Here is a 24,504-nt window from a genome sequence, read left to right on the forward strand (position 1 = left end):
CGCGATGAGAACCGACCCGGTAGTGCTGACGGTCGCCTTCGGCTACCTGGCGCTGCTGTTCGTGATTGCCGCCTGGGGTGATCGACGCGCCGAGCAGGGCCGCTCGGTGATCGGCTCACCTACCGTCTATGCCCTGTCCATTGCGGTCTATTGCACCGCCTGGACCTTCTACGGCAGCGTGGGACGGGCGGCGGAATTCGGCCCCAGCTTCCTGTTGATCTACCTGGGGCCGACGCTGGCGATGCTGATGGCACCGCTAATGATCCGCAAGATGGTGCGTATCGCCAGCACCCAGCGCATCACCTCCATTGCCGACTTCATCAGTGCTCGCTATGGCAAGAGTTCAAGCCTCGGCGCGCTGGTGGCCATCATTGCACTGATCGGCATCACGCCCTATATCGCCCTGCAGCTCAAGGCGATCACCCTCAGCCATGCGGTGCTGGTCAACTACCCGGAAGCTGCCGAATTCCGCTTGGCAGAAGAGAACTTCTGGGCCGACAAATCGTTCTGGGTCGCGCTGGTGCTGGCGGTGTTCATCATCCTGTTCGGAACCCGTCACCTGGATGCCAGCGAACGCCACGAAGGCATGGTTGCCGCCATCGCCTTCGAATCGCTGGTCAAACTGGTGGCCTTTCTCACCGTCGGGGTGTTTGTGGTCTTCGTGCTGTTCAACGGCCCTGGTGACCTGTTCCGCCAGGTTGCCGAAGCTCCCGAATTGACCGGCGCGCTGGGGCTCGAGGCGGTTCCCGGCGGCACCATCGGCTGGGTCGGCACCCTGGTGCTTGCCTTCCTCGCCTTCCTCACCCTGCCGCGCCAGTTCCAGGTGCTGGTCGTGGAGAACGTCGATGAGCGCCACCTGCAGCGTGCCAGCTGGCTGTTTCCGCTCTACCTGGTGGCGATCAACCTGTTCGTGATTCCCATCGCTATGGCCGGGCTGCTGTTACCGGCCGGCAACAGCGACCCCGACAGCTTCGTGCTGACGCTGCCGCTGTCGGCCGGCATTGAAGGCATCCCCCTGCTGGTGTTCATCGGAGGGCTCTCGGCAGCCACCGGCATGGTGATCGTCGAAACCATCGCGCTTTCCACCATGGTCAGCAACCAACTGATCATGCCGCTGCTGCTGCGCTCCAAGCGGCTCCACCTGAGTTCCCAGGGGGAGCTGGCCGGCTGGCTGCTGGGCATCCGCCGCGTGGCGATCGTACTGATCCTGCTGCTGGGCTATCTCTATCACGCCTTGATCGGCGACTCCTACAGCCTGGTGACCATCGGCCTGGTGTCGTTCGTCGGCGCCGCCCAGTTCGCCCCGGCCATGCTGATCGGCATGTACTGGCGCGGCGCAACCCGGGCCGGCGCCACTCTGGGGCTGCTGGCCGGCTTCATCACCTGGATCTACACCCTGCTGCTGCCAGGCTTCGCGCAATCGGGCTGGCTCGATGCGGCCTTTCTCACGCAGGGGCCATTTGGCCTCGAATGGCTGCGCCCCTATGGCCTGTTCGGTCTGGAGGGGTTCGACATCTACAGCCACGCCCTGCTGTGGAGCCTGCTGGCCAATGTCGGGCTGCTCGTCGGCATTTCGCTGTTCACTCGCCAGAGCCCGGTCGAACAGACCCAGGCGGCACTCTTCACCGAGGCCATGAATCCAGGGCTGCAGGACACCTCGCTATGGCGCGGCCAGACCACCCGCGGCGAGCTGCAGAGCCTGCTCAGCCGCTACCTGGGTGCCGGAGCCACGGCGCGGATCCTGGCCGACCAGCAGGGCAGCCCGGACGACGACGCCCCGGCTCCACCGGCGCTGATCGCACGCGCCGAACAGGCCTTGTCGGGAGCCCTGGGCAGCGCCTCGGCACGGGTGCTGATCAACTCGGTGGTACGTGGCGAGGCGCTGGACCTGGAATCGATCCTCAGCATTCTCGACACCACCTCGCAAACACTGGAGTACAACCGCCGCCTGGAGCAGAAATCCAACGAGCTGGCTCGCATCGGTGAGGAGCTGCGTGCCGCCAACGAGCGCCTGCGCGAACTCGATCGGCTCAAGGACGAGTTCGTTGCCATGGTCAGCCATGAACTGAGAACACCGCTCACCTCGATCCGCGCCTTCGCCGAGATCCTGCGCGACGGCAAGGACCTGCCGGAGGAGAAGCGCATCCATTTTCTCGAGGTGGTGGTGCTGGAGAGCCAGCGGCTGTCGCGGCTGATCGAGGAGATCCTGGACCTGGCACGACTGGAGAGCGGCCGCCTGACATTGACACCCCAGCGGCTCGACCTGGTGGCCTTGGTACGCCACAGCGTGGATGCCGTGCATCGGCTGCAGGAAGACCGCGGCGTGTCACTCGAGGTCGACCTGGAACTGGATGATGCCCCGGTGATCGGCGACCCTGATCGCCTGGAGCAGGTGATCATCAACCTGCTCGACAATGCCAGCAAGTTCGCTGCCGACGAAGCCCCCCGTGTGCGCCTTCACTTGGCACGGCACAAGCAGAATTTCAGGCTCAGCGTAGAGGACAACGGCCCGGGCATAGCACCTGACGAGCGTGAACGGGTATTCGAGAAGTTCCACCAGATCAAGCGCTACGGCGCCACCAGCGGCAAGGCTCGCGGCCGCCCGCGCGGCAGCGGCCTTGGCCTACCGATCAGCCGCGGCATCGTCGCTCACCTGGGCGGGCGGCTATGGGTCGACGACGCCCCGACACTAGAAGGCGCCTGCCTGGTGATGGAGCTGCCCGAGGCGTCGACGATGACCGGGCCTGTGGTAGTTCGTACAGAAGCTCCATGACGCCAGGGCCGCCTTGCAGCGAGATCAGGCGGCGCCAACGCTTCGGGCCGCCCTGACCAGGCCGCGGATCACCTGCATGTCGTGGCGCAACAACAGGCGCTGGTCGTCTTCGAGCCTGGCCATGTCGATCCAGCCATCGGCCGTCCCCCCTGCCTTCAGGCTCGCCAGCTGTGCTGCGAGTAGCCGTTCCTGCAGGCGATCCAGTGCCGAGATTCCCGCCCTGGCCTGGCGCGCCGAGAGCGCCTCCTTGAGGACCAGCGCCGATAGCCGCAAGCGCGTATCAGGGACGCCTACGCCATGGTGCAACGACAGCAAGCGTACGGCATTGACCAGCGGCAACAGGCCCTGGCGCTTGAGATTGAGCGCGTTTTCATGGGGCGCTTCCTCGTCGTTACCCGAAAGCCGACCGAAGCGGTCCAGCGCCACCGGCAGTTCGTCGAGCAGGAGTGCCATCTCGTTCAGGAACAGTCCCGCCCGGGGCATGAGCCGTGCGACGTGATCGGAGAGTGCTTCGGCCAGGCCGGCATCACCGAAGACCGGATGAAAATCGAGCAGGATGTTGCTCTGCTGTACCCGCTTCACCCGTCGCTCCCGGGTCCATAGACTCAGCTGCTCGCGCCACTCCGAGAGCCGCTTGCGCCACATCGGCCAGCGCGCCATCACATGGCCATTGCATAGCGGGATGCCTGCCTCGTCGAGCCGTGCGGTGAAGCGCTCACCCAGCGCCTGGAAGAAACCATCGATCTCGGTATGGCGTGCGTCAGGGTAGTCGGCCACGATCATGGCATTGTCCTGATCGGGACCCAGCAGGCTTTCGTGCCGGCCCGCAGAGCCCAGTGTCAGCACGCAGAATGCGACCGGCGGCTTGCCCCAGCCCTGCCCTTGCATCTCATTGAGCGAAAGCTGGATGGCGCGTCGATAGAGCTGGTCGTTATGGTCGCTGATCAATTGACTGATGCGCCAGGCAGGCAGGTCGAGCCGCTGCAGTGCCTCGACCAGCCGCAGCTGCCAGGCGTGGGCGAAGGGCAGAGCGGGGCTTGGCCCCAGTTCATCCAATGCTTCGCGCAGCGGAGCCAACAGCTCGGCAAGCTCCGGCAGGCCGTCGCCGATGAACAGCTCGCGCCAGGGTGAGGCCCGATGCAGCACGCGCATATCGTCTCCGTCGCACATCAGTCAGGGGAGTGTAACGAGAGAAAAGTCAGAAGGCACTTGGGCCAAGGGATTACGCCAACCGAGGCAGGGCCCGGGCGCCTCAGGGGAAACGCTGTATCAACGTCCACGCTTCATCAGCGTGGCTTGAACATGTCGTCGCCGACCTGGTCGATGTAGCGCTGTGCCTTGCTCACCATCAGTTGGTCGCAGGCTTCGCGGCCCGGCACCAGGTCGGAGCGCTCGAAGCGGTGCTCCTGGATCTCACCGTCACCGCCCGGCTTGCGGATCCAGCCACTGACACGGAACTGGCCGCCCTGCTCGACCGGCTCCGAAACGATCTGGTAGCCGTTGTACTCCACCGGCTCGGCAGCCTTGGCATTGCTCGGCTTGGTTTCGCCGCCACCTAACAGCCCGCCCAATAATTTCTTCAGCATTATCATATCCCCCACGTGGCTATTCTCAGAAACGCGCCTCAAGAATGCGCCCAGACAAGAGCGCCGGCCATGGGGCCGGCGCGTCCTGGAGCAAATCGACAGGCAATCAGCTCTGCTGACGGCCCTTACCGGCCGCAATACGCAGGCGCAGGGCGTTGAGCTTGATGAAGCCCTCGGCATCCTTTTGATTGTAGGCGCCGGCATCGTCTTCGAAGGTCGCGATGGACTCGTCGAACAGCGACTGTTCGGACTTGCGGCCCACCACGGTGGCGCTGCCCTTGTAGAGCTTCATGCGCACCACGCCAGAGACGTTCTTCTGGGTCTCGTCGATGGCGGCCTGCAGCATGCGACGCTCGGGGCTCCACCAGTAGCCGTTGTAGATCACCTTGGCGTACTTGGGCATCAGCTCGTCCTTGAGGTGCGCTTCCTCGCGGTCGAGGGTGATAGACTCGATGGCGCGATGGGCACGCAGCATGATGGTGCCTCCCGGTGTCTCGTAGCAGCCGCGGGACTTCATGCCGACGTAGCGGTTCTCGACGATGTCGAGACGGCCGATACCGTTGTCGCCGCCCAGCTTGTTGAGGGTCTCGAGCACCTCGTGGGGCTTCATCGCCTTGCCGTCGATGGCGACGATGTCGCCGTGTTCGAAGGTCAGCTCGACGTAGGTGGGCACATCCGGTGCGGCCTCGGGCGACACGCTCCAGCGCCACATGTCCTCTTCGGCCTCGGCCCATGGGTCCTCGAGGATGCCGCCCTCGTAGGAGATGTGCAGCAGGTTGGCGTCCATGGAGTACGGCGACTTCTTCTTGCTCTTGGAGAAGTCGACGGGGATATCGTGCTGCTCGCAGTAGGCCATCAGCTTCTCGCGGGAAGTGAGGTCCCACTCGCGCCACGGCGCGATCACCTTGACGCCGGGCTTGAGCGCGTAGGCGCCCATCTCGAAGCGCACCTGGTCGTTACCCTTGCCGGTGGCGCCGTGGGAGATGGCATCGGCACCGGTCTCGTTGGCAATCTCGATCAGGCGCTTGGCGATCAATGGGCGGGCGATGGAGGTGCCCAGCAGGTACTCACCCTCGTAGATGGTATTGGCGCGGAACATCGGGTAGACGTAGTCGCGCACGAACTCCTCGCGCAGGTCCTCGATGTAGATTTCCTTGACGCCCAAGGCCTGGGCCTTGGTACGCGCCGGCTCCACTTCCTCGCCCTGACCGATGTCGGCGGTAAAGGTCACTACCTCGCAGTTGTAGGTTTCCTGCAACCACTTGACGATGACGGACGTGTCCAGGCCGCCAGAATAGGCAAGCACGACCTTCTTGACATCGGACATTCGGGGGCTCCTCTCAAATAGACGTTCAAGGGAAGCAGTATAACGTGGCTGCCGCTCGGCGAATACCGGCGGCGGGACGTATCGCGGCCAAGCTGTTAGACTTTTTGCCCATGAGAATCGGCCTGGCCACGGCGCTTGCCCGCTGGCAAGGAGCCGTCCCCGAAAACGACTAGCAGCGAGAGGCACGTGATGAGGAGAGGCGCATGAGCGAGGCGATCACTCGCGAGATGATGGCGCAGCGGTTCCGCAGTTTCCTGCCTGTGGTGGTGGATCTGGAAACCGGCGGGTTCAACGCGGAGCGCGACGCCATTCTCGAAATCGCCGCTGTGACGCTGACCATGGATTCGGAAGGCAACCTGATGCCAGAGGCCACCTACGCCTACCACGTGCAACCCTTCTCTGGAGCCAACGTGGAGCAATCGGCTCTCGACTTCACCGGCATAAAGCTCGACGATCCGCTACGTCAGCGCGTTGCACTCAGCGAAGCGGAAGCGCTGAGCGAGATCTTTCGTCCCGTGCGCAAGGCGATCAAGTCGCATGGCTGCACCCGTGCGGTGCTGGTGGGCCACAACGCTGCCTTCGACCATGGCTTTCTCAACGCCGCGATCAACCGCTGCGGGATCAAGCGCAACCCTTTCCACCCCTTTTCCAGCTTCGATACCGCCAGCCTGTCGGGCCTGGTCTACGGCCAGACGGTCCTGGCCCGTGCCTGCCGCGCGGCCGGCATACCCTTCGACAACCAGGAAGCCCACTCGGCGCGCTACGACACCGAGCGCACCGCAGAACTGTTCTGCGCCATCGTCAACCGCTACAAGGATCTCGGCGGCTGGGCACTGGCGCAACGCGAGCAGGGCCTCGACGAGCTGTAGGGCACTGCAATGACAAGGCCCACGAGCCGGAGCTCGTGGGCCTTGTCAGGGCAAGCCTGCGAAAGCGGGATCAAGCGTCGCCGCTCTCCTCCTTGGCCTTGGCGCGCGCCGCGGCCTCCTTGATCAGCTTCTCCAGCTCGCCGCTCTGGTGCATCTCGCCGACGATGTCGCAGCCACCCACCAGCTCGCCTTCCACCCACAGTTGGGGGAAAGTGGGCCAGTTGGCATACTTCGGCAGCTCGGCGCGGATGTCGGGGTTGTCCAGCACGTTGACGAAGGCGAAGCGCTCGCCACAGGCCATCAGGGCCTGCACGGTCTGGGCGGAGAAGCCGCACTGCGGCAACTGAGGAGTGCCCTTCATGTAGATCAGGATGGGGTTCTCACTGATCTGGCGCTGAATGTTCTCGATGGTGGTGCTCATGTGCGCTCCTGTTGGAAAGAAGTGGTGCCGAGGTTGTCGGATAATACCCGAGTGCAATACTCAGCCTTTAGCTCATGGCCCCATTCTACTGATGACGAGCGAATTGCGCATCCCCCGCAGGCTGGCTAGGATGGTGGTTTTTTCGCGCGGAGAGATCGCCATGGCGACACGCCATTTCCTGACCCTGCTGGACCTGAGCCCCGAAGAGCTGCACTACCTGATCCAGCGCGCCATCACGATCAAGAACCGCCTGCGTGCCCAGGGGCCGACCTACGCCCCGTTCACCAATCGCACGCTGGCCATGATCTTCGAGAAATCCTCGACGCGCACCCGGGTCTCGTTCGAAACGGCCATGGCCCAATTCGGCGGTCATGCACTGTTTCTCTCCCCGCGGGATACCCAGCTCGGGCGCGGCGAGCCGATCGAGGATACCGCGAGGGTGCTGGCAGAGATGGTCGACATCGTCATGATCCGCACCTTCTCTCATGCCGGCCTCGAAACCTATGCGGGCGCCAGCTCGGTGCCGGTGATCAATGCCCTGAGCGACGACTATCACCCCTGCCAGCTGCTGGCCGACGTGATGACCTGGACCGAGCTGCGCGGCAGCGTGTGCGGTCGCACGGCAGTCTGGATCGGCGATGGCAACAACATGTGCCACTCGTGGATCAACGCCGCGCGCCAGTTCGACTTCCAGCTGCGCGTATGCTGCCCCGAGGGCTACGAGCCACGCCAGGACATTCTCGACGCCGCCGGCGATCGAGTCACCCTGCTGCACGATCCCGCCGAGGCCGTGGTCGGAGCCGACCTGGTCACTACCGATGTGTGGGCCTCGATGGGTCAGGAGGAGGAGCAAGCCAAGCGCGAGGCCGATTTCGCCGGCTTCCAGGTCAGCGAGGCCATGCTGGACCGCGCCAAACCCGACGTCGTGTTCCTGCACTGCCTGCCTGCGCATCGCGGTGAAGAGATCAGCGAAACCCTGCTCGACGACCCACGCGCGGTGGTATGGCAGGAAGCCGGCAACCGGCTGCACGCCCAGAAGGCGCTGATCGAGTTCCTGCTGCTGGGTCGCGTCGACCACTGACTTTTCAGCCTCTCTAGACTGCCTGCACCGCCGAGACTGCGCTTTCGGCGGTGCAGGATGCCCCGGTGTCGCCCATGCAGCAACTTGCCTACGGACTCAGGGGCTGCCAAGGGATGAGACTAGCCGCCCGCCACTTCCTGGTGCAGGAGAAGTTCGACACGGCGATTGATGGCGCGCCCCTCCGCCGTATCATTGCTTTCCAACGGGCGCGTCTCGGCGTAACCCACCGCTCGTAGCCGCTCGGCCGGCAAACCCAGCTCGGACAGGTAGCGCAATACGGCAATGGCACGCCCGGAGGAGAGTTCCCAGTTGGAGGGGAAACGGGCGGTAGCAATGGGAATGCTGTCGGTGTGGCCTTCCACGGAGATGTCGCCCTCGAATGTCGCGAGGGCTTCACGCAACCGGCCCAACACCTCACGCCCCTGCCCGGTGAGCATCGCCTGGCCGCTATCGAACAGCAGGTTGTCGTCGATACGCAGGGTAATGCCCTGCTGCCCCTCGGTCACGCTCACGCCTTCGATGTTGAGCCCGGGGAAGCGCGGCTGCAGACCATCATGGCGCGGCTTGATACCCGAACCCGCCACCATGCGTGCCGCAGCCTCGGCCTGCGGAGTGACGAGCGCACTGTCCTCACCGCCATGGCGGCTGCCCTTGACGGCCAGGCCATTGCCAGCCAGCGAGAGCAGCAGAACGAACAGCGTGATGAGCAGGGTCAACACGTCCAGGTAGCTCACCAGCCAACCCTCGCCATCGGCTGCATCGACCACCGGAGGGTGCAGCATGTCGCGTGTGCTGCGATCAAGCATTTTGTGCCTGTCCGTCGGGGTCGTCGCGCCTGGCCACTTCCGGGTCGCGAATCTCGTCGTGATAGTTGACGACGAAGGAGTGGAGGGTTTCCTCAATGAAGGAAGGCAGTCGGCGCTTGGTAATCAGCGATATTCCCTCGAGCACCATGTTCATGGCGATCAACCGCTCTTCCGTGCGCCGTTCGAGCTTAACGGCGATCGGCTTGAATACCAGGTTGGCCAGCAGAATGCCGTAGAAGGTGGTCAGCAGCGCCACCGCCATGCGCGGGCCGATGACATGCAGATCGCCCGACTCCATCACCTCCAGCATGTTGACCAGCCCCACCAGGGTACCGATCATGCCGAAGGCCGGGGCATACGTCGCCATGGTGCGGAAGATCTGCGCCTCGGCGTGCTCGCGTGCCTTGAGCCGGGCGATGCGCCAGCGCAGCAGGTCGAAGATCTCCTCTTCCTTGGTATTGGCGATGACCAGTTGGATGCCGGTGCGCAGGAAGGGGTTGCGCGCCTTTTCCAGCGCCGCCTCCACGGCCCGTACGTCGCCCTTGAACCACAGCCGCGAGATATCCACCAGTTCCTTGATATCGTCGCGCATATAGGTATTCTCGCGGCGAAAGACCAGGCCCACCAGACGCACCACCCGCAGGACTTCCTTGAGCGGATAGCTGATGAAGGTGGCCGCCATGGTTCCGGCCAGCACGATGGCAAGGCCCGGCAGGTTGATGAAGCTCTGCGGCGACTCGGCGGTAAAGAACAGCACGCTGACCAGCAGGACGATACTGGCGAACATGCCGATAATGGTGGATGGATTCATGCAAGCTCCTGAAAACACGGGGCAACGAGTCTAATGGGAAATATCGGCGGAGAACAAAAGCACTTTAGCGGTGCCTGGAAAAAGCCTGCGTTGAGTTGACCCAGGTCAAGCTTTTCAGGCCACGCTAAAGTTTTCTTGCTTCCGGCCGATACAGCTAAAGTTTTCTTTCTTCCAGCCGATACAATAGTCGTGATGTCCTTGTCGGAAGCGGTAGGCTCGACGCCTGCATCTTGCCCACGAGCGATTCCTGTGACGGCCATGACGCGCAGGAAGAGGATCAACTGGCCGATACCGACCAGACAGGAGTAGCCATGCATCGATGCGCCGAGAAGGAAGGACACTGCGAACGCTGCGAGGGACCATTGCCGTTCGCGTTCACCATGGCCTTCCAACCAATCGTCGACCTCGCCTCGGCCAGCATTACCACCTACGAGGCGCTGGTGAGAGGCCCGGCTGGCGAATCCGCGGCCAGCATCCTGGCTCAGGTCACGCCTCGCCTGCTCTATCGCTTCGACCAGGCCTGCCGGATCCGCGCCATCGAACTCGCCAGCCATCTCGGCATGCGCGAGAACCTGTCGATCAACTTCCTGCCCAATGCGGTCTACGAGCCCATGGCCTGTATCCAGGCGACGCTGGCGATATCCGAACAGGTCGGCTGGCCTCCCCAGCGGCTGGTGTTCGAGGTGACCGAGAGCGAAAAGGTGCAGGACCAGCAGCATCTGCGCAACATCATACAGGCCTATCGCAATACGGGCTTCGTGACTGCGCTGGATGACTTCGGCAATGGCTTCGCCAACCTCGACCTGCTGGTGGAGCTGCACCCCGACCGGCTCAAGATCGACCGCACCCTGGTGATGAACTGCGACAGCGATTCGCGCCGCCAGGCAATACTGCGTGCCATCGTCGCCCTGGCTCAGGAGCTTGGCTTCGACCTGGTGGCGGAAGGCGTGGAGACCCGCGCGGAAGCGCTGTGGTTGGCCCGCAGCGGTATTCCCCAGCAGCAGGGCTTCTTCTATGCCCGCCCCAGCCTCGAGAGCCTGACCCATGGTCTGGAGCCGTCTCTGGTGGCGTTGCGCCGGGCCATCTAGAAAAAGCGGTTCGATCACGATCACGACGGCCTGAACGTTGAGATTATTCCGAGTGCATCACACTCAGCAGGGAGCCAAGCAGCATGCCTGAACAAAAGGATCACGGTCCTTTCTCCATCGCCCTTCATCCGATACACGATGCCAGCCATCACCACGTAGCGGATCGACTGGTCTATGGCCGGCACACCGATGACGAAGCCGATGACATCATGGCCGCCACGGCCAGGGCGCTGACCAGCGCCGTCTACGAACTCGGCGACAGTGACCTGCTGGGCAACCGTACGCTGTTCATCGACCTCCCGCTGGAATGGCTCGAGCGTCCTGAACTGCTGCCCACTCCGGCGCCCAGGCTGGCACTTGGTATCGCCGAGGCGCATACGGTCGACGCCGAATTGCTCGAACGCCTGGACGACATTCGCGAACGCGGCTACCGAGTCATCGTGCCGACCCGCCTGCTGAAGCAGGACCTCGAGGCGATGCTCGATCGCAGCGACATCATCGTGCTCTCTTCTCCACGCGATCTCGATGACAAGACGCTGGAACGACTCCCCGCTCGCAACGTCAAGTTGCTGGTCGAGAACCTCGACAGCCGGGAAGAGCTGGTGCGCTACCAAGCGATGGGCTGTGACTACTACCACGGGCATTATCTCGCCAAGCCCAGCTTCATTGCGTCGGCACCACGCGGGCGCCATGGCAACCGTGCCGCCCAGATTCGACTGATCCGCGCGCTTTACGAAGACAATAACGACTTCAACCGGCTCCATGAGCTGGTGGTCCAGGTGCCGCACCTGCACGTGGCCATTCTGCGCCGGGCCAACTCGAGCTATTTCCATCGCGGCGGCAAGGAAGTCGACCTGCATCGCGCGGTACAGATCCTGGGGCTGATCGAGCTGCGCCGGCTGATCCTGACCCTGACCCTCGCCAGCCTGCAGCCTTCGTCGCGCATCGTGTTGCGCATGGCACTGACCCGCGCCTTCATGTGCCGCAACCTGGCGGCCCCCTTCCCAGCTCTCGACTCCGAGGATGCCTTCACCACCGGTTTGTTCTCGATGATGGATGCTCTGCTCGAAGAGGACCGCCATACCTTGCTCGAACACCTGCCTCTGGGCCAGCCGATCATCGACGCCCTGAAGTACCGGGCAGGTCCCCTCGGCGCCGTGCTGATCCTGTGCGAGAACCATGAGCAGCAGGTCAAGGAAGCAAGCGACGATCTGCCCCCCGACCAGCTCCACAGCTGCTACATGAATGCGCTGGAAAGCACCAAGGCACTGATGAACAACCTTTAATCGTGGTCGGACAGGCGCGCCCTGAGCCGGCTTACCGCCTGGCTATGCAGCTGGCAGACCCGCGATTCGGTAACGCCAAGCACGACGCCGATCTCCTTGAGGTTGAGTTCCTCCTGGTAGTACAACGCCATCAGCAGCTTCTCACGCTCGGGAAGCGCCTCGATGCCCTCGGCCAACTGCCGACGCTTTTCTTCGTCAATGAGCAGGCGGTAGGGGGTGTCGATCGACACATCCTCGATCCCGGGTTCGATACCCTCGGCCATCAGCGCCTCGAAGGGCAGCAGATGCCCACTGTTGGTATCGTTGAGCAGTTGCCGGTATTCCTCCAACTCCATGTCGAGTTCGGCGGCGATTTCGGTCTCTTCGGCGGGCCGCCCAAGCGTTTGCTCCAGGCATCGCACGGCCTCATCGACCGCCCGGGCGTTACGCCGTACGCTGCGCGGCAACCAGTCCCGACTGCGCAACTCGTCGAGCATGGCACCGCGGATGCGCTGGCTGGCGAAGGTAGCGAAGCTGGCCCCCTGGGTCGAATCGAAGCGGCCCATTGCTTCGAGCAGCCCCACCGTGCCGGCCTGGATCAGGTCGTCGAGTTCGATGCTCGCCGGTAGTCGAACCTGCATGGAAAGCGCCTGACGCCTCACCAGCGGCAGGTACTCATCCAGCAGGTCTGCCTGTTCGATCTTGCCTCGTGCTGTGTACATGCGCTCGCTCTCACGGCTGACGATTCCCTCGAGCGTCGATTCGGTCGCTCGACGGGTCAGGGACGTTGCAGATGCTCATGGTTGACGATCACCTGCAGCCCTTGCAGGGTCGCGGCACGCTGTCGGCGATCCTGCAGTGAAAACTGAAAATACAGTGGCGTATCGGCCGGCAGTCCCAGCATGACGTCGGTCTGCCCACGCGGCCCCGGCAGCCGCACGCAGTCTCCCGGGTGGCAAAGCCAGGCATCCACCTCGCTGCCAGCCGGCGGCTGATACTGCCAAGCGACCCGCCCCATCACCTGGCCGCGGGCCAACTCGGGCGTGGGTGGCAGCAAGGCAGCGGATGACATCGGTCGCTCGGCCATGGCCACCCGCAGCGAAGGAGCGGTGGCCACCCAGCTACCGGCGGCATGGGCGATACCCACCCACCATCCACAGAGTGCGATACCCGCAAACCAGGGACTCCTTCGACGTATCATCGCGCCAATACCAGTAGCTCGATGCCGAAATAAGCCTCCGCCACATACTGCAGATTGGACAATAGCCCCTGACGCCCCATCCCCGGTGGATGCACGGCTATCATGCGCTGCGGGCCACCCTGCTCGGCGATCTGCTTGAGCAGGCGATAGCCGCGACGGAAGGCTTCCAGGTCATCATCCACCCACAGTGCCCAATGGGCCTGCTGTGCGGCCAGCACCGGCAGGTGCGGGCTGCCGACGGGCAGGGCGACGATGCGCCAGTCGCGCGGGTCGCCGACCCAGCGCCGCCCTTCGCTCGCCCAGCTTTCCAGCAGCTCGGTCACCTTGGCGGTGTGCCGTTCGGCGGTACCCGGCAACCCCAACACCATCAACGTCACGTCCTTGGCGGTACCTGTCGGGCGCGACGGTGTTACGGCGGCGCTCAGGGGGGCTGGCTTGGCCGCCCGGGCGGCCGCCTGCGGCCTTGCTCCACTGCCGCCCGCGGGAGCAGCCAGCTCGACCAGCATTTCGGCCACGTGTGTCGGGCAATCCTGCGCCCCTGAATTCGCCCATTGGCGCAGTCCTGCGGCCTGGTCCCATCCCATCTAGCCTGTCTCCCTTTCACCGAGACCAAGGTGGCGAATGGTATCGCGCACCATGAAGAGTTGTACCAACGACTCGAGCAGTGCGACGTCGCGACGGCGTCGACGACCTCCACCAAGCCCCAGCAGCTCCGCCCGCAGATCCATCGCCACCTCGTCCTCGGCAAGGTCCAGGTGGGCCGCTACCGTTGCCAGGCCACTGGCCATCAACAGGCGCAGGTCGGCACGAAGCTCCCCAAGCTCAGCCGGGTCCAGGCGCTGCCAGGCACGGCGGGCAAGCTGCGGCAGCACGTCTCCCTGCAGCAGCGTAAGCAGCAACGGCTTGGGTTCGCCACCCAACCGCGCCGGGGCAATCCAATAGCGCTTGCCCAGAAGCTTGCCGCTTTCCTCGTCGCGAACCTCACCGAGCCAAGCCCATGCGGAGAAGCTTTCCTGGTCGCGCCGACTGCCCTTGAAGGTCACATTGACGGGCAGCGTGGAAAGGCTGAGTCGGCCTGGCGCACCGCGGAAACGGCAGCGCAGGTCGCCAACGCCTTCGCCAACGCCTTCGAGGGATGCCAGGGTTCGGCGCTCGCCGGCGTGTTCGACACGCTGGCTGCCGCGCACCTGGCTGCACCAGCTCGATGCCTGGCGCTCCAGCCAATCACCGGCCTCGCCATCGGGCATTCCGTTCAATAGATGCATGCCGGGGACGTGTCGTTCCAGCGCCGCCTGCAAACGTGCCTGCTGGCCTGCCACCTGGCGATGCTGCAGCAGCGGCAGCGCCAACCAGGTGCCCTCGGGGCTAAGTGCCACATCGGGCATCGACCAGCTCTCGCCCGGGACACGGCGGCGTTCGCTCCACATCATGCCCCGCACCTGGCCGGACCGGGGATAGTCCTCCAGCAGCCTCTCCAGGCGCTGCTGCTGGATGGATAACGGCAACCCCAGCAGGTTCCACACCTCCTCGAGGCGATCAAAACCAGGTAGGCGCTGGCGCAGCGCCTGGAGCACGGTGGCCAGGCGACGCCCCTGCCCCATCAGGTTGCCGGCATTTCGCATGGCCGGTTCCACCGCCTGTCGCGCGACCGGCCTTGCCAGCGGCGCGCGGTCGGCCAGGGCTTGCTCGATCAAGGCGCCGGGCTCGGCGAGCGCCATGTCCTCGGGTACGCGCTGGCCATGCGAGACGAACAGCAGACGCAGCCCATGGCGCATGACGATATCGAGCACGGGCGCCAGCCGCCCAGCCTCGTCCTGTTTGGTAATGATGCAATCGCGCAGCTCGCCACCAGCCGCCTGGGCCGCCTGGCGATAGCGCACCACCACCTCCTCCAGGGTCTCCGGCTGACTGGCGGCATTGAGCAGCAGCACCAGGCGCACCGGCGAATCGCCACCATGCAGATGACTGACCTGCTCGATCACGCGGTGATCGCGCTGGCTCATGCCAACCGTATCGATGATGATCCAGGACTTGCCCTTCATGCGCTCCAGCAGGTCCGATACCGGCTGGTCGGCGTTGAGCGCGTACATCGGTACGTCTAGCAACCGGGAATAGATGCGCAGCTGCTCATGAGCACCGATACGGAAGCTGTCGGTGGTCACCAGCGCTACCGGGCGGGTACCGTGGCGCATGACGTAGCGTGCCGCCAGCTTGGCCGTCGTGGTGGTCTTGCCCACCCCGGTGGGCCCGATCAACGCCACGATGCCGGTACGATCCATGAAGGCGGCCTCATCGTCCAGGCCGCTCAACCGTTTGGCCAGCTGGCGTGCCAGCCAGGCCAGGGCACGCTCGTCCAGCACAGCAGTCACCGCCAACTCTTCGGGCAATGCCGAGACCACCTCTTCGGCTAGCGCCGGGCCAAAACCGGCCTCCAGCAGCGTCTGCACGAGCTGTTCCCCGAGCGTACCGAGCGATTCCGGTTGGCTACGCTCGCGCGTGAGCAGAGCGCGCATGTCGCGCATCTCCTCGAGCAGCCTGGCACTCATGGCCTCGAAGGCCTGGGCCGGGTCCGGGCTCGCCGGCATGGCGGGCGCAGCCGGGGCCGGGCGACTCGGTTCGGCAGGTCGTGGCGTGGATTCGGCGATGCCGGCATCGCTATCCGTCGCAGCCGACTCGGCCATGGCCAGTATCTCGACACCCTGCTCGGTGTGCCGATTGGCCAGGATCAGGGCCTCGTCGCCCAGCGCAGCGCGCACCTGGCGCATGGCCTCACGACTGTTGACACCCACGAAACGCATGACACTCATCGCTTATCGGCCTCCTACCAGCGTCACGATACGCAGCGTTCGATCATCGGGTATTTCCGCCTGCGACATGACCACCAGATGGCGCATGCGCCGGCGCAGGAAACGCGCCAGCAGCGGACGCAGGCTGTGTTGAACGACCAATACCGGCGGCTCGCCGCTCGCCTCGTGCCGCTCCACCGCCTCCTCGGTCTGGCGCATCAAGGTCTCGGCGAGCCCGGGCTCGAGCGCCCCATTGCCATTCATCGCCTGCATCAGGACCTGCTCGAGCTGGGCATCCAGGCCGATAACGTTCAGCGTATCGCGTCCGGGGAACCACTGCTGGGTAATCGTCCGCCCCAGCATGATCCGTACCAGTGCCGTCAGCTCGTTGGCATCCTGTTGCTGAGGCGCATACTCCGCCAGGGTATCGAGGATGGTACGCATGTCGCGAATGGAGACATCTTCATCGAGCAGGTTCTGCAGGATGCGCTGGAGTACGGTCAGGCTGATGGCCTTCGGTACCACGTCATCGACCAGCGACTTCTGCTCGTCGCCCAGCTTGTCGAGGAGCTTCTGGACCTCCTGGCGCCCCAGCATTTCGGCCGCGTGGCGATGCAGCAGGTGGTTGAGGTGCGTGGCGATCACGGTGCCGGCGTCGACTACGGTATAGCCGTAGACCTGAGCGTGTTCACGCTGACCTCCATCGATCCACACCGCCGGCAGGCCGAAGGCGGGATCGGAGGTCGGCGTGCCCTGGAGCTGACCGGTAACCTGGCCGGGGTCGATAGCGAGCCACTGGCCCGGGAAGGCCTCGGCGCGGCCGATTTCGGCGCCCTTCAGGGTGATCACGTAGGTATTGGCGCCGAGCTCCAGGTTGTCGCGGATATGCACCACCGCGGGCAGGAAACCGACTTCCTGGGCGAACTTCTTGCGCACGCTCTTGATCCGCCCCAACAGCTCACCATCCTGGCGCTGGTCGACCAGCGGGATCAGGCGATGCCCGACCTCGAGCCCCAGCGTATCGACCAACTGGACGTCCTCCCAACTGGCCTCGGGCATCTCGGGTGGCGGTGGCGGTTCAGTGTGCATCTCCTGCTCGACCAGGCGCTGTTCCTTCTGACGCGTGAGCATCCAGGCCAGGCCGGCCAAGAGTCCGGTAAAGATCAGGAACACCATGTTGGGCATGCCCGGCACCAGGCCCAGCAGGCCCATGACCAGCGCCGCCAGGATCATTACCTGGGGGTTGACGAACAGCTGGCTGATCATCTGCTGGCCAACGTCCTGCTCGGTATTGACGCGGGACACGGTCACGCCAGCGGCGGTGGAAATCACCAGGGCAGGAATCTGCGCCACCAAGCCGTCGCCGATGGTCATCAGGGTATAGGTCTTGGCGGCATCGCCGAAGCCCATGCCGTGCTGGAGCATGCCGATCAGGAGCCCGCCGATGACGTTGACGACCATGATCACCAGACCGGCCATGGCGTCACCACGCACGAACTTGCTGGCACCGTCCATGGAGCCGTAGAAATCCGCCTCCTGGGCGACCTCGGCACGGCGCTTGCGAGCATCCTCCTCGCCGATGAGGCCGGCGTTGAGGTCGGCATCGATGGCCATCTGCTTGCCGGGCATGGCATCGAGCATGAAGCGCGCGCCTACCTCGGCGATGCGCCCCGCACCCTTGGTGATGACCATGAAGTTGATGATGACCAGGATCAGGAACACCACCAGGCCCACGGCGAAGTTGCCACCGACCAGGAAAGTGCCGAAGGCCTCGATCACCTTGCCCGCCGAGTCACCGCCCTGATGCCCTTCCATCAGGATGACCCGTGTCGAAGCGACGTTGAGCGACAGCCGCAGCAGCGTGGTGAACAACAGCACCGCGGGAAAGGCGGCGAAGTCCAGCGGCTTCTGGGTGAACATGCTGACCAGCAACACCATGACGGCCAGTGCAATGTTGAAGGTGAAGAGAAGATCGAGCGCGAACGGCGGCAGCGGCAGGATCATCATGGCCAGGATCATGAGGATCAGGACCGGGCCGGCCAGCAGCTTCATGCGCGCGTCGCCCATCCAGTCACGGCGCCCGATGAAATGACTGAGTGACTTCATCGACGCGCTCCGCCGGGCCCGGCCGCATCCTGGTCAGCATCGTCGACCACATCGACGGCAGGCACTTCCAGGTTTTCCGGTATGGGCAAATTCTCGGGTGTAGGCGGCACCTCTCCCCCCTCTTTGGAAACGTGCTTGAGACGGAAGGCCCAGGCCAGGACTTCCGCCACGGCGGTATACAGGTCCATCGGGATCTCGTGCTCGAGATCGACGTGATGATACAGCGTGCGAGCCAACGGCGGCGCCTCCAGCAGCGGAACACCGGCCTCCTGGCCAATTTCGCGAATGCGCGCGGCTACCATGTCGGCGCCCTTGGCGACCACCCTGGGAGCCCCCATGCCTTTCTCGTCATATTGCAGAGCCACTGCATAGTGCGTCGGGTTGGTGATGATCACGTCTGCCTCGGGTACCTTGCTCATCATGCGACCACGCGCCATGGCCTGTTGCTGGGAACGAATGCGCGCCTTGACGTGCGGGTCGCCCTCGGACTCCTTGTGCTCGCGTTTGACCTCATCCTTCGACATGCGCAACTTCTTGGCATGGCTCCAGAGCTGGTAGGGCACGTCGATGAGGATCACCACCAGCAACGTCAACACCATCAGCCCGCATGCCTCGGCGGCCATCATCAGCGCCCGGGCCAGCGCCTGGGTAGTCGGCTGATCCATCAGCGACATGTACTCCCCGCGCTTGAAATAAAGATACGTCATGCCGACCCCGCCAATGAGCATCGACTTGGCCACTGCCTTGAACAGCTCCACCAGCGCCTGGACACCGAACATGCGCTTGAGGCCCTTGAGCGGGTTGAGCTTCGACAACTGGGGCTTGAGCGACTTGGCCGAGATCAGCCAGCCCCCCAGCAGCGCCGGTGCCACCAGCGCCACCAGCGTCAGCAACAGGAACAGCGGCAGCATGGTCAGCAGCGTACGGCTCGCGAGGTCGAGTACGTTGCTCAGCATGGGGCCGGTTTCGAAGGCTTGGCGACGTTCGAACAGGAAGGCCTGTTCCATGACCAGCCCCAGCTGGTCATAGAGCATCGCCCCCATCGACCACATACCCACCACGCCGCCCAGCAGCAGCATGAACGTCGTCAACTCCCGGGAGCGGGCGACCTGGCCTTCCTCACGCGCCTTCTCCAGGCGTCGTGGCGTGGCCTCTTCGGTCTTTTCCTGATCGCTGCTCTCGTCGGCCATGGCACCCGCACATTTCTCCGCACGGTGGCCATTGTGGCGTCAACGGCAGGCTGGCGATACGCCAAAAAGCGCCGAAGATCGTAGCCTTATCGGCCACGACCCTCGGCGCGGGGAAAGTGCCATGGTCGTTTTAGGTAAAGGAATCCAGGCGCTTACGCCTGCCTTCCTTCAGAAGCCCAGCTGATCGAGCAGATCATCCACCTGGTCCTGGTTGGTGACGATATCCGCCCCAGGCTTGATCTGGGGGCCGTTGAGCAGACCCTCCTCCCTGCGGCGCGCATCGTTCTGCCACTGGTCGTTGGCCTTGCGCTGCATGTTTTCGCGGGCCACTTCCTCGGGAACGTTGTCGATCAACACCTGCACCAGCTGGTGTTCGATCTCGCGGATCACGTCCATCATCTTCTTGATCACCTGGCCGGTCAGGTCCTGGAAGTCCTGGGCCATCATGATCTCGAGCAGCTCCTTCTGGGTGGCCTGGGTCTTGTCGGGCACCTCGGCCAGGTAGGAGCGCGTCTGCTTGACCAGATCACGCGCCTCGTCGAGCTCCTTGGGCTCGGCAAACCACTCCGCCCAGCGTTTGTCCAGCGCCTCGGCACCGCTGCTGATCGAGTCCTGCAGCGGCTGGGCACGATCGATGGCATTGAGTGCCCGCTCCGCGGCCTGCTCGGTCATGGTGGCCACATAGCTGAGTCGGTCCCGCGCGTCGGGAATCGCTTCCGCCGCCTTCTCGATTTCCTTGTCCAGGCCCAGCTCGCGCATGCTCTCCCGCAACATGCGGGTCAGTTGTCCGATCCGTTGGACCAGATCCTCGCCAGCGGGGCCGGCCGGTTGAGCCTGGCCAGGCTGCTCGTTTGCGCTCATCTTGTTCTCTCCTCCGCAAGCGGGGCTAGCCTCGCGGCGTCACTTACCCAGTTTTTCGAAAATCTTGTTGAGCTTTTCTTCCAGCGTGGCGGCAGTGAACGGCTTCACCACGTAGCCGCTGGCCCCGGCCTGAGCAGCCGCAATGATGTTTTCCTTCTTCGCCTCGGCAGTAACCATCAGCACCGGCAGCTCCTTGAGCGCAGCGTCGGCACGGATCTGCTTGAGCATTTCCAGGCCATCGAGATTCGGCATGTTCCAGTCGGAAACGACGAACTCGAAGGAACCCGAGCGCAACTTGCTCAATGCTTCCTGGCCATCTTCGGCCTCTTCCACATTGGTGTAACCCAGCTCCTTGAGCAGGCTCCGAACGATCCGGCGCATGGTCGGAAAATCGTCGACCACCAGAAAGCTCATGTTCTTGTCAGCCATCGGGATTCCTCTTTCTCTATCAAACAATGATCATCGTCTAACGGCGCTAGCTAGCTGCCGTCGTAGGGGCAATGAGCGTTCAGAATTCTTCCCAGTCGCCCTGGGCGACGGGCTCGCGCTGGGCTTTGCGCTTCGGCTTGGGATCGATCTCGGCAACTGAGCGAGCAGCGGGACGTGCCTGCTCGCTCGGCCTGACCAAGGCAGGAACGCCGGTACGCGCCGCCTCGACCGGGGAGCCCCCGGCTCGCGCCTGGCCACCGCCGGCTTGAAGTGTCTGCTGTGCGTCACCCGCCAAGCGGAACACGGCAACGGCCTGCTCGAGATGACTGGCCTGCTCCTCGAGCGATGCAGCGGCAACCGTCGCCTGCTGTACCAGCGAGGCATTCTGCTGGGTGACCTGATCCATCTGGCCCACGGCCTGACTCACCTGCTCGATGCCATCGCTCTGCTCCTGGGAAGCCGCCGATATCTCATCCATGATGTCGGTGACACGGCGCACCGCCTTGACCACTTCATCCATGGTCTCGCCGGCCTGCTCGGCCAGGGTCGAGCCTTCCTTCACCTGGGCGACGGAGCCGTCGATCAGCTCCTTGATCTCCTTGGCCGCAGTGGCACTGCGGCTGGCCAGGTTGCGCACCTCACCGGCCACCACGGCGAAACCACGCCCCTGCTCGCCGGCGCGTGCCGCCTCTACCGAGGCATTCAGCGCCAGGATATTGGTCTGGAAGGCGATGGAATCGATCACGCTGGTGATATCGCTGATCTTCTGCGAACTCGCTGAAATACCGCCCATGGTCTTGACGACGTGATCGACCACCTCGCCGCCGCGCTCCGCGGTGGTCGAAGCCTCAAGGGCCAGACCACTGGCCTGGCGCGCATTGTCGGCATTCTGGCGTACCGTGGCGGTAAGCTCTTCCATGCTCGAGGCAGTCTCCTCCAGCGAGGCCGCCTGCTGCTCGGTGCGCGATGAGAGATCGGCGTTGCCGCTGGCGATCTCACGGGTGCCGATGTGAATCGAGCCGCTGCTGTCGCGTACCTGGCCAACGATGCGAGTCAGGCTCTGCTGCATGTTGCGCATGGCGTTGAACAGCTTGCCGATCTCGTTGCGGCTGCCTTCGGGAATCTTGCCGGTCAGGTCGGCCTTGGCGATGGTCTGCAGGTGCGTGACAGCGGAGTTGAGCGGGCGAATTACTGTGGTGCGCAGGCCGATGTAGACCAATACCAGCACGACCACGGCCAGCAGCAGCGCTATCCACCTGACCAGCTCAGCACGATCGGCCTGGGTGCGAAAATCGGAGGTCATCGCCTGGCCCCTGCTGAAGCCATAGGCAACGAACTCGGTCATGCTGTCGGCCAGGGCGGCACTCGGCTCGATCAGCTCATTACGCAGGTTGCCGAACCCCGGAGTATTGAGTTCATCGAGGGCCTGATGCTGCTTACGAACGAGGTCGAGCACGGTATGGAAGCTCTGCTCGAGCCGCTGCGCCATTTCCTGAGCCTGCTCGGATTTTGGTACAGCGGCGAAATTGTTGAAACGCACCTCAGCTCGGGTCACACGGTCGGTGGCGATATCGAGCTGTTCATTGGCATCGGCCATACGCCCCAGCATGATCTGGTTGGAGGCGATTTCGAGACTTACGCGTGCCAGGTTGAGCAGGGCATCGGCGCGGTTGATCTCGTTGAGCTGCTGCGTATTGATACGATCGAGATCCGTCATGATCCGATCTGCATGCCGCTCCGACAGGAACGAGAGGAACGACACCACGCCAATCAGCACAGCGAAGCTGACCAGGGCAGCGATCACAGTGGCATGAATGCTGACATTGCGAATCAAGCGGCTCATTTCGAGGCGGCTCCTTGCGTAGTGGGTGACGTTGTCTCTCGTCTTGTTGTTAAATTCTTCTTGAACTCTTCAGACTCGCTGGGCCCGGCCGGAGGCCGCGACCAGCGCCATCAGTCGCTCCGGGATGTCTTCCAGGGCCACCACTTCCTGCGCACCGCCCAAGGCAATCGCCTCGCGCGGCATGCCGAAGACCACACAGCTCGCCTCATCCTGAGCCAGCGTGGACGATCCTGCCTGACGCATCTCGAGCAGGCCGGCGGCACCATCCTTGCCCATGCCGGTGAGGATCACACCGATGGCGTTGCGCCCTGCCTGGGTGGCGGCAGAATGAAACAGCACGTCCACCGAAGGGCGGTGACGGTTGACCGGCGGCCCGTCGTCGAGCCTGGCCACGTAGTTCGCCCCGCTGCGCGCCAGCTTGAGGTGAGCGTCGCCAGGTGCGATATAGGCATGGCCCGGCAGCACCCGCTCACCATCGCTGGCTTCCTTCACCGTAATGTTGCACAGGCGGTTGAGACGCTCGGCAAAGGAACGGGTAAAACCGCCAGGCATGTGCTGGGTGATCAGGATGGCCGGACTGTTGGCGGGCAGCGGCTCGAGTACGGCGCGGATCGCCTCGGTTCCTCCCGTGGAAGCCCCGATGATGATCAGTTTTTCGCTCGACACCAGGGGCGCCTTCAAGGTGGCCCGCGGTGTCGCCTGGGCCTGGCGCGCCTGACGCGGGCGTGACTTGGCCGCGGCACGAATCTTCTCGGCGATGTCGTTGGCATACTCGAGCATGCCATTGCGGATTCCCAGAGACGGCTTGGCGACGAAATCCAGCGCCCCCAGCTCCAGAGCCCGCAGGGTGATTTCCGAACCGGCCTGGGTCAGCGACGACACCATCAGCACCGGCATCGGTCGCAGGCGCATCAGGCGCTCGAGGAAATCGAGACCGTCCATGCGCGGCATCTCGACATCGAGTGTCAGGACATCGGGGTTGTGCTGCTTGATCAGGTCGCGTGCTACCAAAGGGTCAGGCGCCACGGCCACCACTTCCATGTCCGGCTGCGAATTGATGATCTCGCTGAGAAGATCACGAATCAGCGCCGAATCATCGACACACAGCACCTTGATCCTGTTAGATCCCAAGGCAATTCTCCTATTCGTGAGGGAGTCATTGCGACCCAAGGCAATTCTTACGTCAGTTCATCGGCCTGGAAGAGGAAAACTTTAGGCCAAGGTGTAGACCGTCTGACCTCGCAGGCGAAACACCTTACTGATGTAGGAGAAATTCTCCGAATGGCCGGCAAACAGGAGGCCATCGGGTTTCAGCAACGGGGCAAAGCGCTCGAGAATTCGAGCCTGGGTCTGCTTGTCGAAGTAGATCATCACATTGCGGCAGAAGATGGCATCGAAGGGCCCCTTGACCGACCACTGCGGCGCAAGCAGGTTCATCGACAGGAACTCCACCATCGAGGACACTTCGGGGCGCACCCTGGCCAGCCCCTCATGCTGGCCCCGCCCCTTCTGGAAGAAGCGCTTGACCCGGCTCTCATCGATCTTGCAAACCTGCTCCACGGGGTAGACACCGGCCCGGGCACGCGTCAACGCCTCGGTATCGATGTCGGTGGCCACCACGCGGGCATCCGCCGCCCGTGCCCCCAGGTTCTCCAACAGGGTCATGGCGATCGAGTAGGGCTCTTCCCCCGTCGAAGCGGCGGCGCTCCAGACACGCACGGGCCCACTGGACTTGCGCACGTGCTCGGCAAGTAGGGGGAAATGATGCATTTCACGGAAAAAGGCCGTGAGATTGGTCGTCAAGGCATTGGTAAATGCCTCCCACTCCCTCGCATCGGGTTGCCGCGCCAGCCTTTCCAGATAATCGCTGAAGCGAGTCAGGCCATGATGGCGCAAGCGCTTGGCCAGACGGCTGTAGACCATCTCGCGCTTGTGCTCCGCCAGTACGATACCCGCTCGCTGATAGATCAGCTGGCGAATCCGGGAAAAGTCTTCATCGGTAAGGATCAGGTCACGTTCGAGGTGACCCAATCCAGACCATTGCCCCGGTTCCATCCCGGG

Annotated in this window: 23 protein-coding genes; 5 read left to right on the forward strand and 18 right to left on the reverse strand. The window is 63.7% G+C overall.

Annotated features, from left to right (window positions below):
* The first annotated feature begins 4 nt into the window (after window positions 1–4).
* Entirely contained in the window at window positions 5–2,773 is a 2,769-nt protein-coding gene (locus tag ACUY1T_RS03020) for an ATP-binding protein (protein ID WP_446020252.1), read from the forward strand.
* 24 nt (window positions 2,774–2,797) lie between these two features.
* On the opposite strand, the gene ACUY1T_RS03025 is transcribed toward ACUY1T_RS03020, so the two are convergent.
* The 3 genes from ACUY1T_RS03025 to ACUY1T_RS03035 form a co-directional block, all read right to left on the reverse strand.
* The gene (locus ACUY1T_RS03025) at window positions 2,798–3,925 is read right to left on the reverse strand and encodes a DUF294 nucleotidyltransferase-like domain-containing protein (RefSeq protein ID WP_446020253.1); all 1,128 of its coding nucleotides are present in this window, start codon (window positions 3,923–3,925) and stop codon (window positions 2,798–2,800) included.
* A 134-nt stretch (window positions 3,926–4,059) separates the two neighbouring features.
* Entirely contained in the window at window positions 4,060–4,359 is a 300-nt protein-coding gene (locus ACUY1T_RS03030) for an HlyU family transcriptional regulator (protein ID WP_446020254.1), read from the reverse strand.
* A 106-nt stretch (window positions 4,360–4,465) separates the two neighbouring features.
* Entirely contained in the window at window positions 4,466–5,686 is a 1,221-nt protein-coding gene (locus ACUY1T_RS03035; protein WP_446020255.1) for an argininosuccinate synthase, read from the reverse strand.
* Between the two features lie 203 nt (window positions 5,687–5,889).
* Here ACUY1T_RS03035 and rnt point away from each other — a divergent pair, with 203 nt between their 5' ends.
* Window positions 5,890–6,555: a ribonuclease T gene (gene rnt / locus ACUY1T_RS03040; RefSeq protein WP_446020256.1), complete on the forward strand. Its 666-nt coding sequence runs from the start codon at window positions 5,890–5,892 to the stop codon at window positions 6,553–6,555.
* A gap of 70 nt (window positions 6,556–6,625) precedes the next feature.
* Here the strand turns inward: rnt and ACUY1T_RS03045 are convergent, their stop codons facing one another.
* Window positions 6,626–6,976 carry a Grx4 family monothiol glutaredoxin gene (locus ACUY1T_RS03045; RefSeq protein WP_446020257.1) on the reverse strand — a complete coding sequence of 117 codons (351 nt, stop codon included), beginning with the start codon at window positions 6,974–6,976 and terminating at the stop codon, window positions 6,626–6,628.
* Window positions 6,977–7,136: 160 nt separating this feature from the next.
* Between ACUY1T_RS03045 and argF the strand changes: the two genes are divergently transcribed.
* Window positions 7,137–8,057, forward strand: coding sequence for an ornithine carbamoyltransferase (gene argF / locus ACUY1T_RS03050; RefSeq protein ID WP_446020258.1), 921 nt, complete (start codon window positions 7,137–7,139; stop codon window positions 8,055–8,057).
* 119 nt (window positions 8,058–8,176) lie between these two features.
* On the opposite strand, the gene ACUY1T_RS03055 is transcribed toward argF, so the two are convergent.
* From ACUY1T_RS03055 to ACUY1T_RS03065, 3 genes are read right to left on the reverse strand one after another with little or no spacing between them, the layout of a single operon-like run.
* The gene (locus ACUY1T_RS03055) at window positions 8,177–8,863 is read right to left on the reverse strand and encodes an OmpA/MotB family protein (protein ID WP_446020259.1); all 687 of its coding nucleotides are present in this window, start codon (window positions 8,861–8,863) and stop codon (window positions 8,177–8,179) included.
* Window positions 8,856–9,674, reverse strand: a complete 819-nt coding sequence (locus tag ACUY1T_RS03060; RefSeq protein WP_446020260.1) for a motility protein A — start codon at window positions 9,672–9,674, stop codon at window positions 8,856–8,858. The genes ACUY1T_RS03055 and ACUY1T_RS03060 overlap by 8 nt, the downstream gene beginning before the upstream one ends.
* Window positions 9,671–9,991: a hypothetical protein gene (locus tag ACUY1T_RS03065; protein ID WP_446020261.1), complete on the reverse strand. Its 321-nt coding sequence runs from the start codon at window positions 9,989–9,991 to the stop codon at window positions 9,671–9,673. The genes ACUY1T_RS03060 and ACUY1T_RS03065 overlap by 4 nt, the downstream gene beginning before the upstream one ends.
* Here ACUY1T_RS03065 and ACUY1T_RS03070 point away from each other — a divergent pair.
* Both ACUY1T_RS03070 and ACUY1T_RS03075 read left to right on the forward strand, forming a co-directional pair.
* Window positions 9,986–10,762, forward strand: coding sequence for an EAL domain-containing protein (locus tag ACUY1T_RS03070; protein WP_446020262.1), 777 nt, complete (start codon window positions 9,986–9,988; stop codon window positions 10,760–10,762). The two genes, ACUY1T_RS03065 and ACUY1T_RS03070, sit on opposite strands and share 6 nt — an antisense overlap.
* An 83-nt stretch (window positions 10,763–10,845) precedes the next feature.
* The gene (locus tag ACUY1T_RS03075; RefSeq protein WP_446020263.1) at window positions 10,846–12,048 is read left to right on the forward strand and encodes an EAL and HDOD domain-containing protein; all 1,203 of its coding nucleotides are present in this window, start codon (window positions 10,846–10,848) and stop codon (window positions 12,046–12,048) included.
* On the opposite strand, the gene ACUY1T_RS03080 is transcribed toward ACUY1T_RS03075, so the two are convergent.
* The 11 genes from ACUY1T_RS03080 to ACUY1T_RS03130 all read right to left on the reverse strand — a co-directional run bounded on the left by ACUY1T_RS03080 (window position 12,045) and on the right by ACUY1T_RS03130 (window position 24,498).
* Window positions 12,045–12,749: an RNA polymerase sigma factor FliA gene (locus tag ACUY1T_RS03080; RefSeq protein ID WP_446020264.1), complete on the reverse strand. Its 705-nt coding sequence runs from the start codon at window positions 12,747–12,749 to the stop codon at window positions 12,045–12,047. The genes ACUY1T_RS03075 and ACUY1T_RS03080 overlap by 4 nt on opposite strands.
* A gap of 56 nt (window positions 12,750–12,805) precedes the next feature.
* Window positions 12,806–13,228, reverse strand: coding sequence for a flagellar protein FlhE (locus ACUY1T_RS03085; RefSeq protein ID WP_446020265.1), 423 nt, complete (start codon window positions 13,226–13,228; stop codon window positions 12,806–12,808).
* Window positions 13,225–13,812, reverse strand: coding sequence for a hypothetical protein (locus tag ACUY1T_RS03090; protein WP_446020266.1), 588 nt, complete (start codon window positions 13,810–13,812; stop codon window positions 13,225–13,227). Before ACUY1T_RS03090 ends, ACUY1T_RS03085 begins: the two co-directional genes overlap by 4 nt.
* Complete coding sequence (gene flhF / locus ACUY1T_RS03095; RefSeq protein ID WP_446020267.1) at window positions 13,813–16,035, reverse strand: flagellar biosynthesis protein FlhF; 2,223 nt, start codon at window positions 16,033–16,035, stop codon at window positions 13,813–13,815.
* Window positions 16,036–16,038: 3 nt separating this feature from the next.
* On the reverse strand, window positions 16,039–18,120 hold the full coding sequence (flhA, locus tag ACUY1T_RS03100) for a flagellar biosynthesis protein FlhA (protein WP_446020268.1): 2,082 nt from the start codon (window positions 18,118–18,120) through the stop codon (window positions 16,039–16,041).
* Window positions 18,117–19,310 (reverse strand): flagellar biosynthesis protein FlhB, encoded by a 1,194-nt coding sequence (flhB, locus tag ACUY1T_RS03105; protein WP_446020269.1) that lies wholly within the window; start codon window positions 19,308–19,310, stop codon window positions 18,117–18,119. The genes flhA and flhB overlap by 4 nt, the downstream gene beginning before the upstream one ends.
* Before the next feature lie 168 nt (window positions 19,311–19,478).
* Window positions 19,479–20,171, reverse strand: coding sequence for a protein phosphatase CheZ (cheZ, locus tag ACUY1T_RS03110; protein ID WP_446020270.1), 693 nt, complete (start codon window positions 20,169–20,171; stop codon window positions 19,479–19,481).
* Between the two features lie 39 nt (window positions 20,172–20,210).
* Window positions 20,211–20,600 carry a chemotaxis response regulator CheY gene (cheY, locus tag ACUY1T_RS03115; RefSeq protein ID WP_228580148.1) on the reverse strand — a complete coding sequence of 130 codons (390 nt, stop codon included), beginning with the start codon at window positions 20,598–20,600 and terminating at the stop codon, window positions 20,211–20,213.
* Window positions 20,601–20,679: 79 nt separating this feature from the next.
* Complete coding sequence (locus ACUY1T_RS03120) at window positions 20,680–22,443, reverse strand: methyl-accepting chemotaxis protein (RefSeq protein ID WP_446020271.1); 1,764 nt, start codon at window positions 22,441–22,443, stop codon at window positions 20,680–20,682.
* 69 nt (window positions 22,444–22,512) lie between these two features.
* The gene (locus ACUY1T_RS03125) at window positions 22,513–23,574 is read right to left on the reverse strand and encodes a protein-glutamate methylesterase/protein-glutamine glutaminase (RefSeq protein WP_446020272.1); all 1,062 of its coding nucleotides are present in this window, start codon (window positions 23,572–23,574) and stop codon (window positions 22,513–22,515) included.
* A gap of 81 nt (window positions 23,575–23,655) precedes the next feature.
* The gene (locus tag ACUY1T_RS03130) at window positions 23,656–24,498 is read right to left on the reverse strand and encodes a CheR family methyltransferase (protein WP_446020273.1); all 843 of its coding nucleotides are present in this window, start codon (window positions 24,496–24,498) and stop codon (window positions 23,656–23,658) included.
* Between the last annotated feature and the right edge of the window lie 6 nt (window positions 24,499–24,504).

Source organism: Billgrantia sp. Q4P2, from assembly GCF_052806135.1.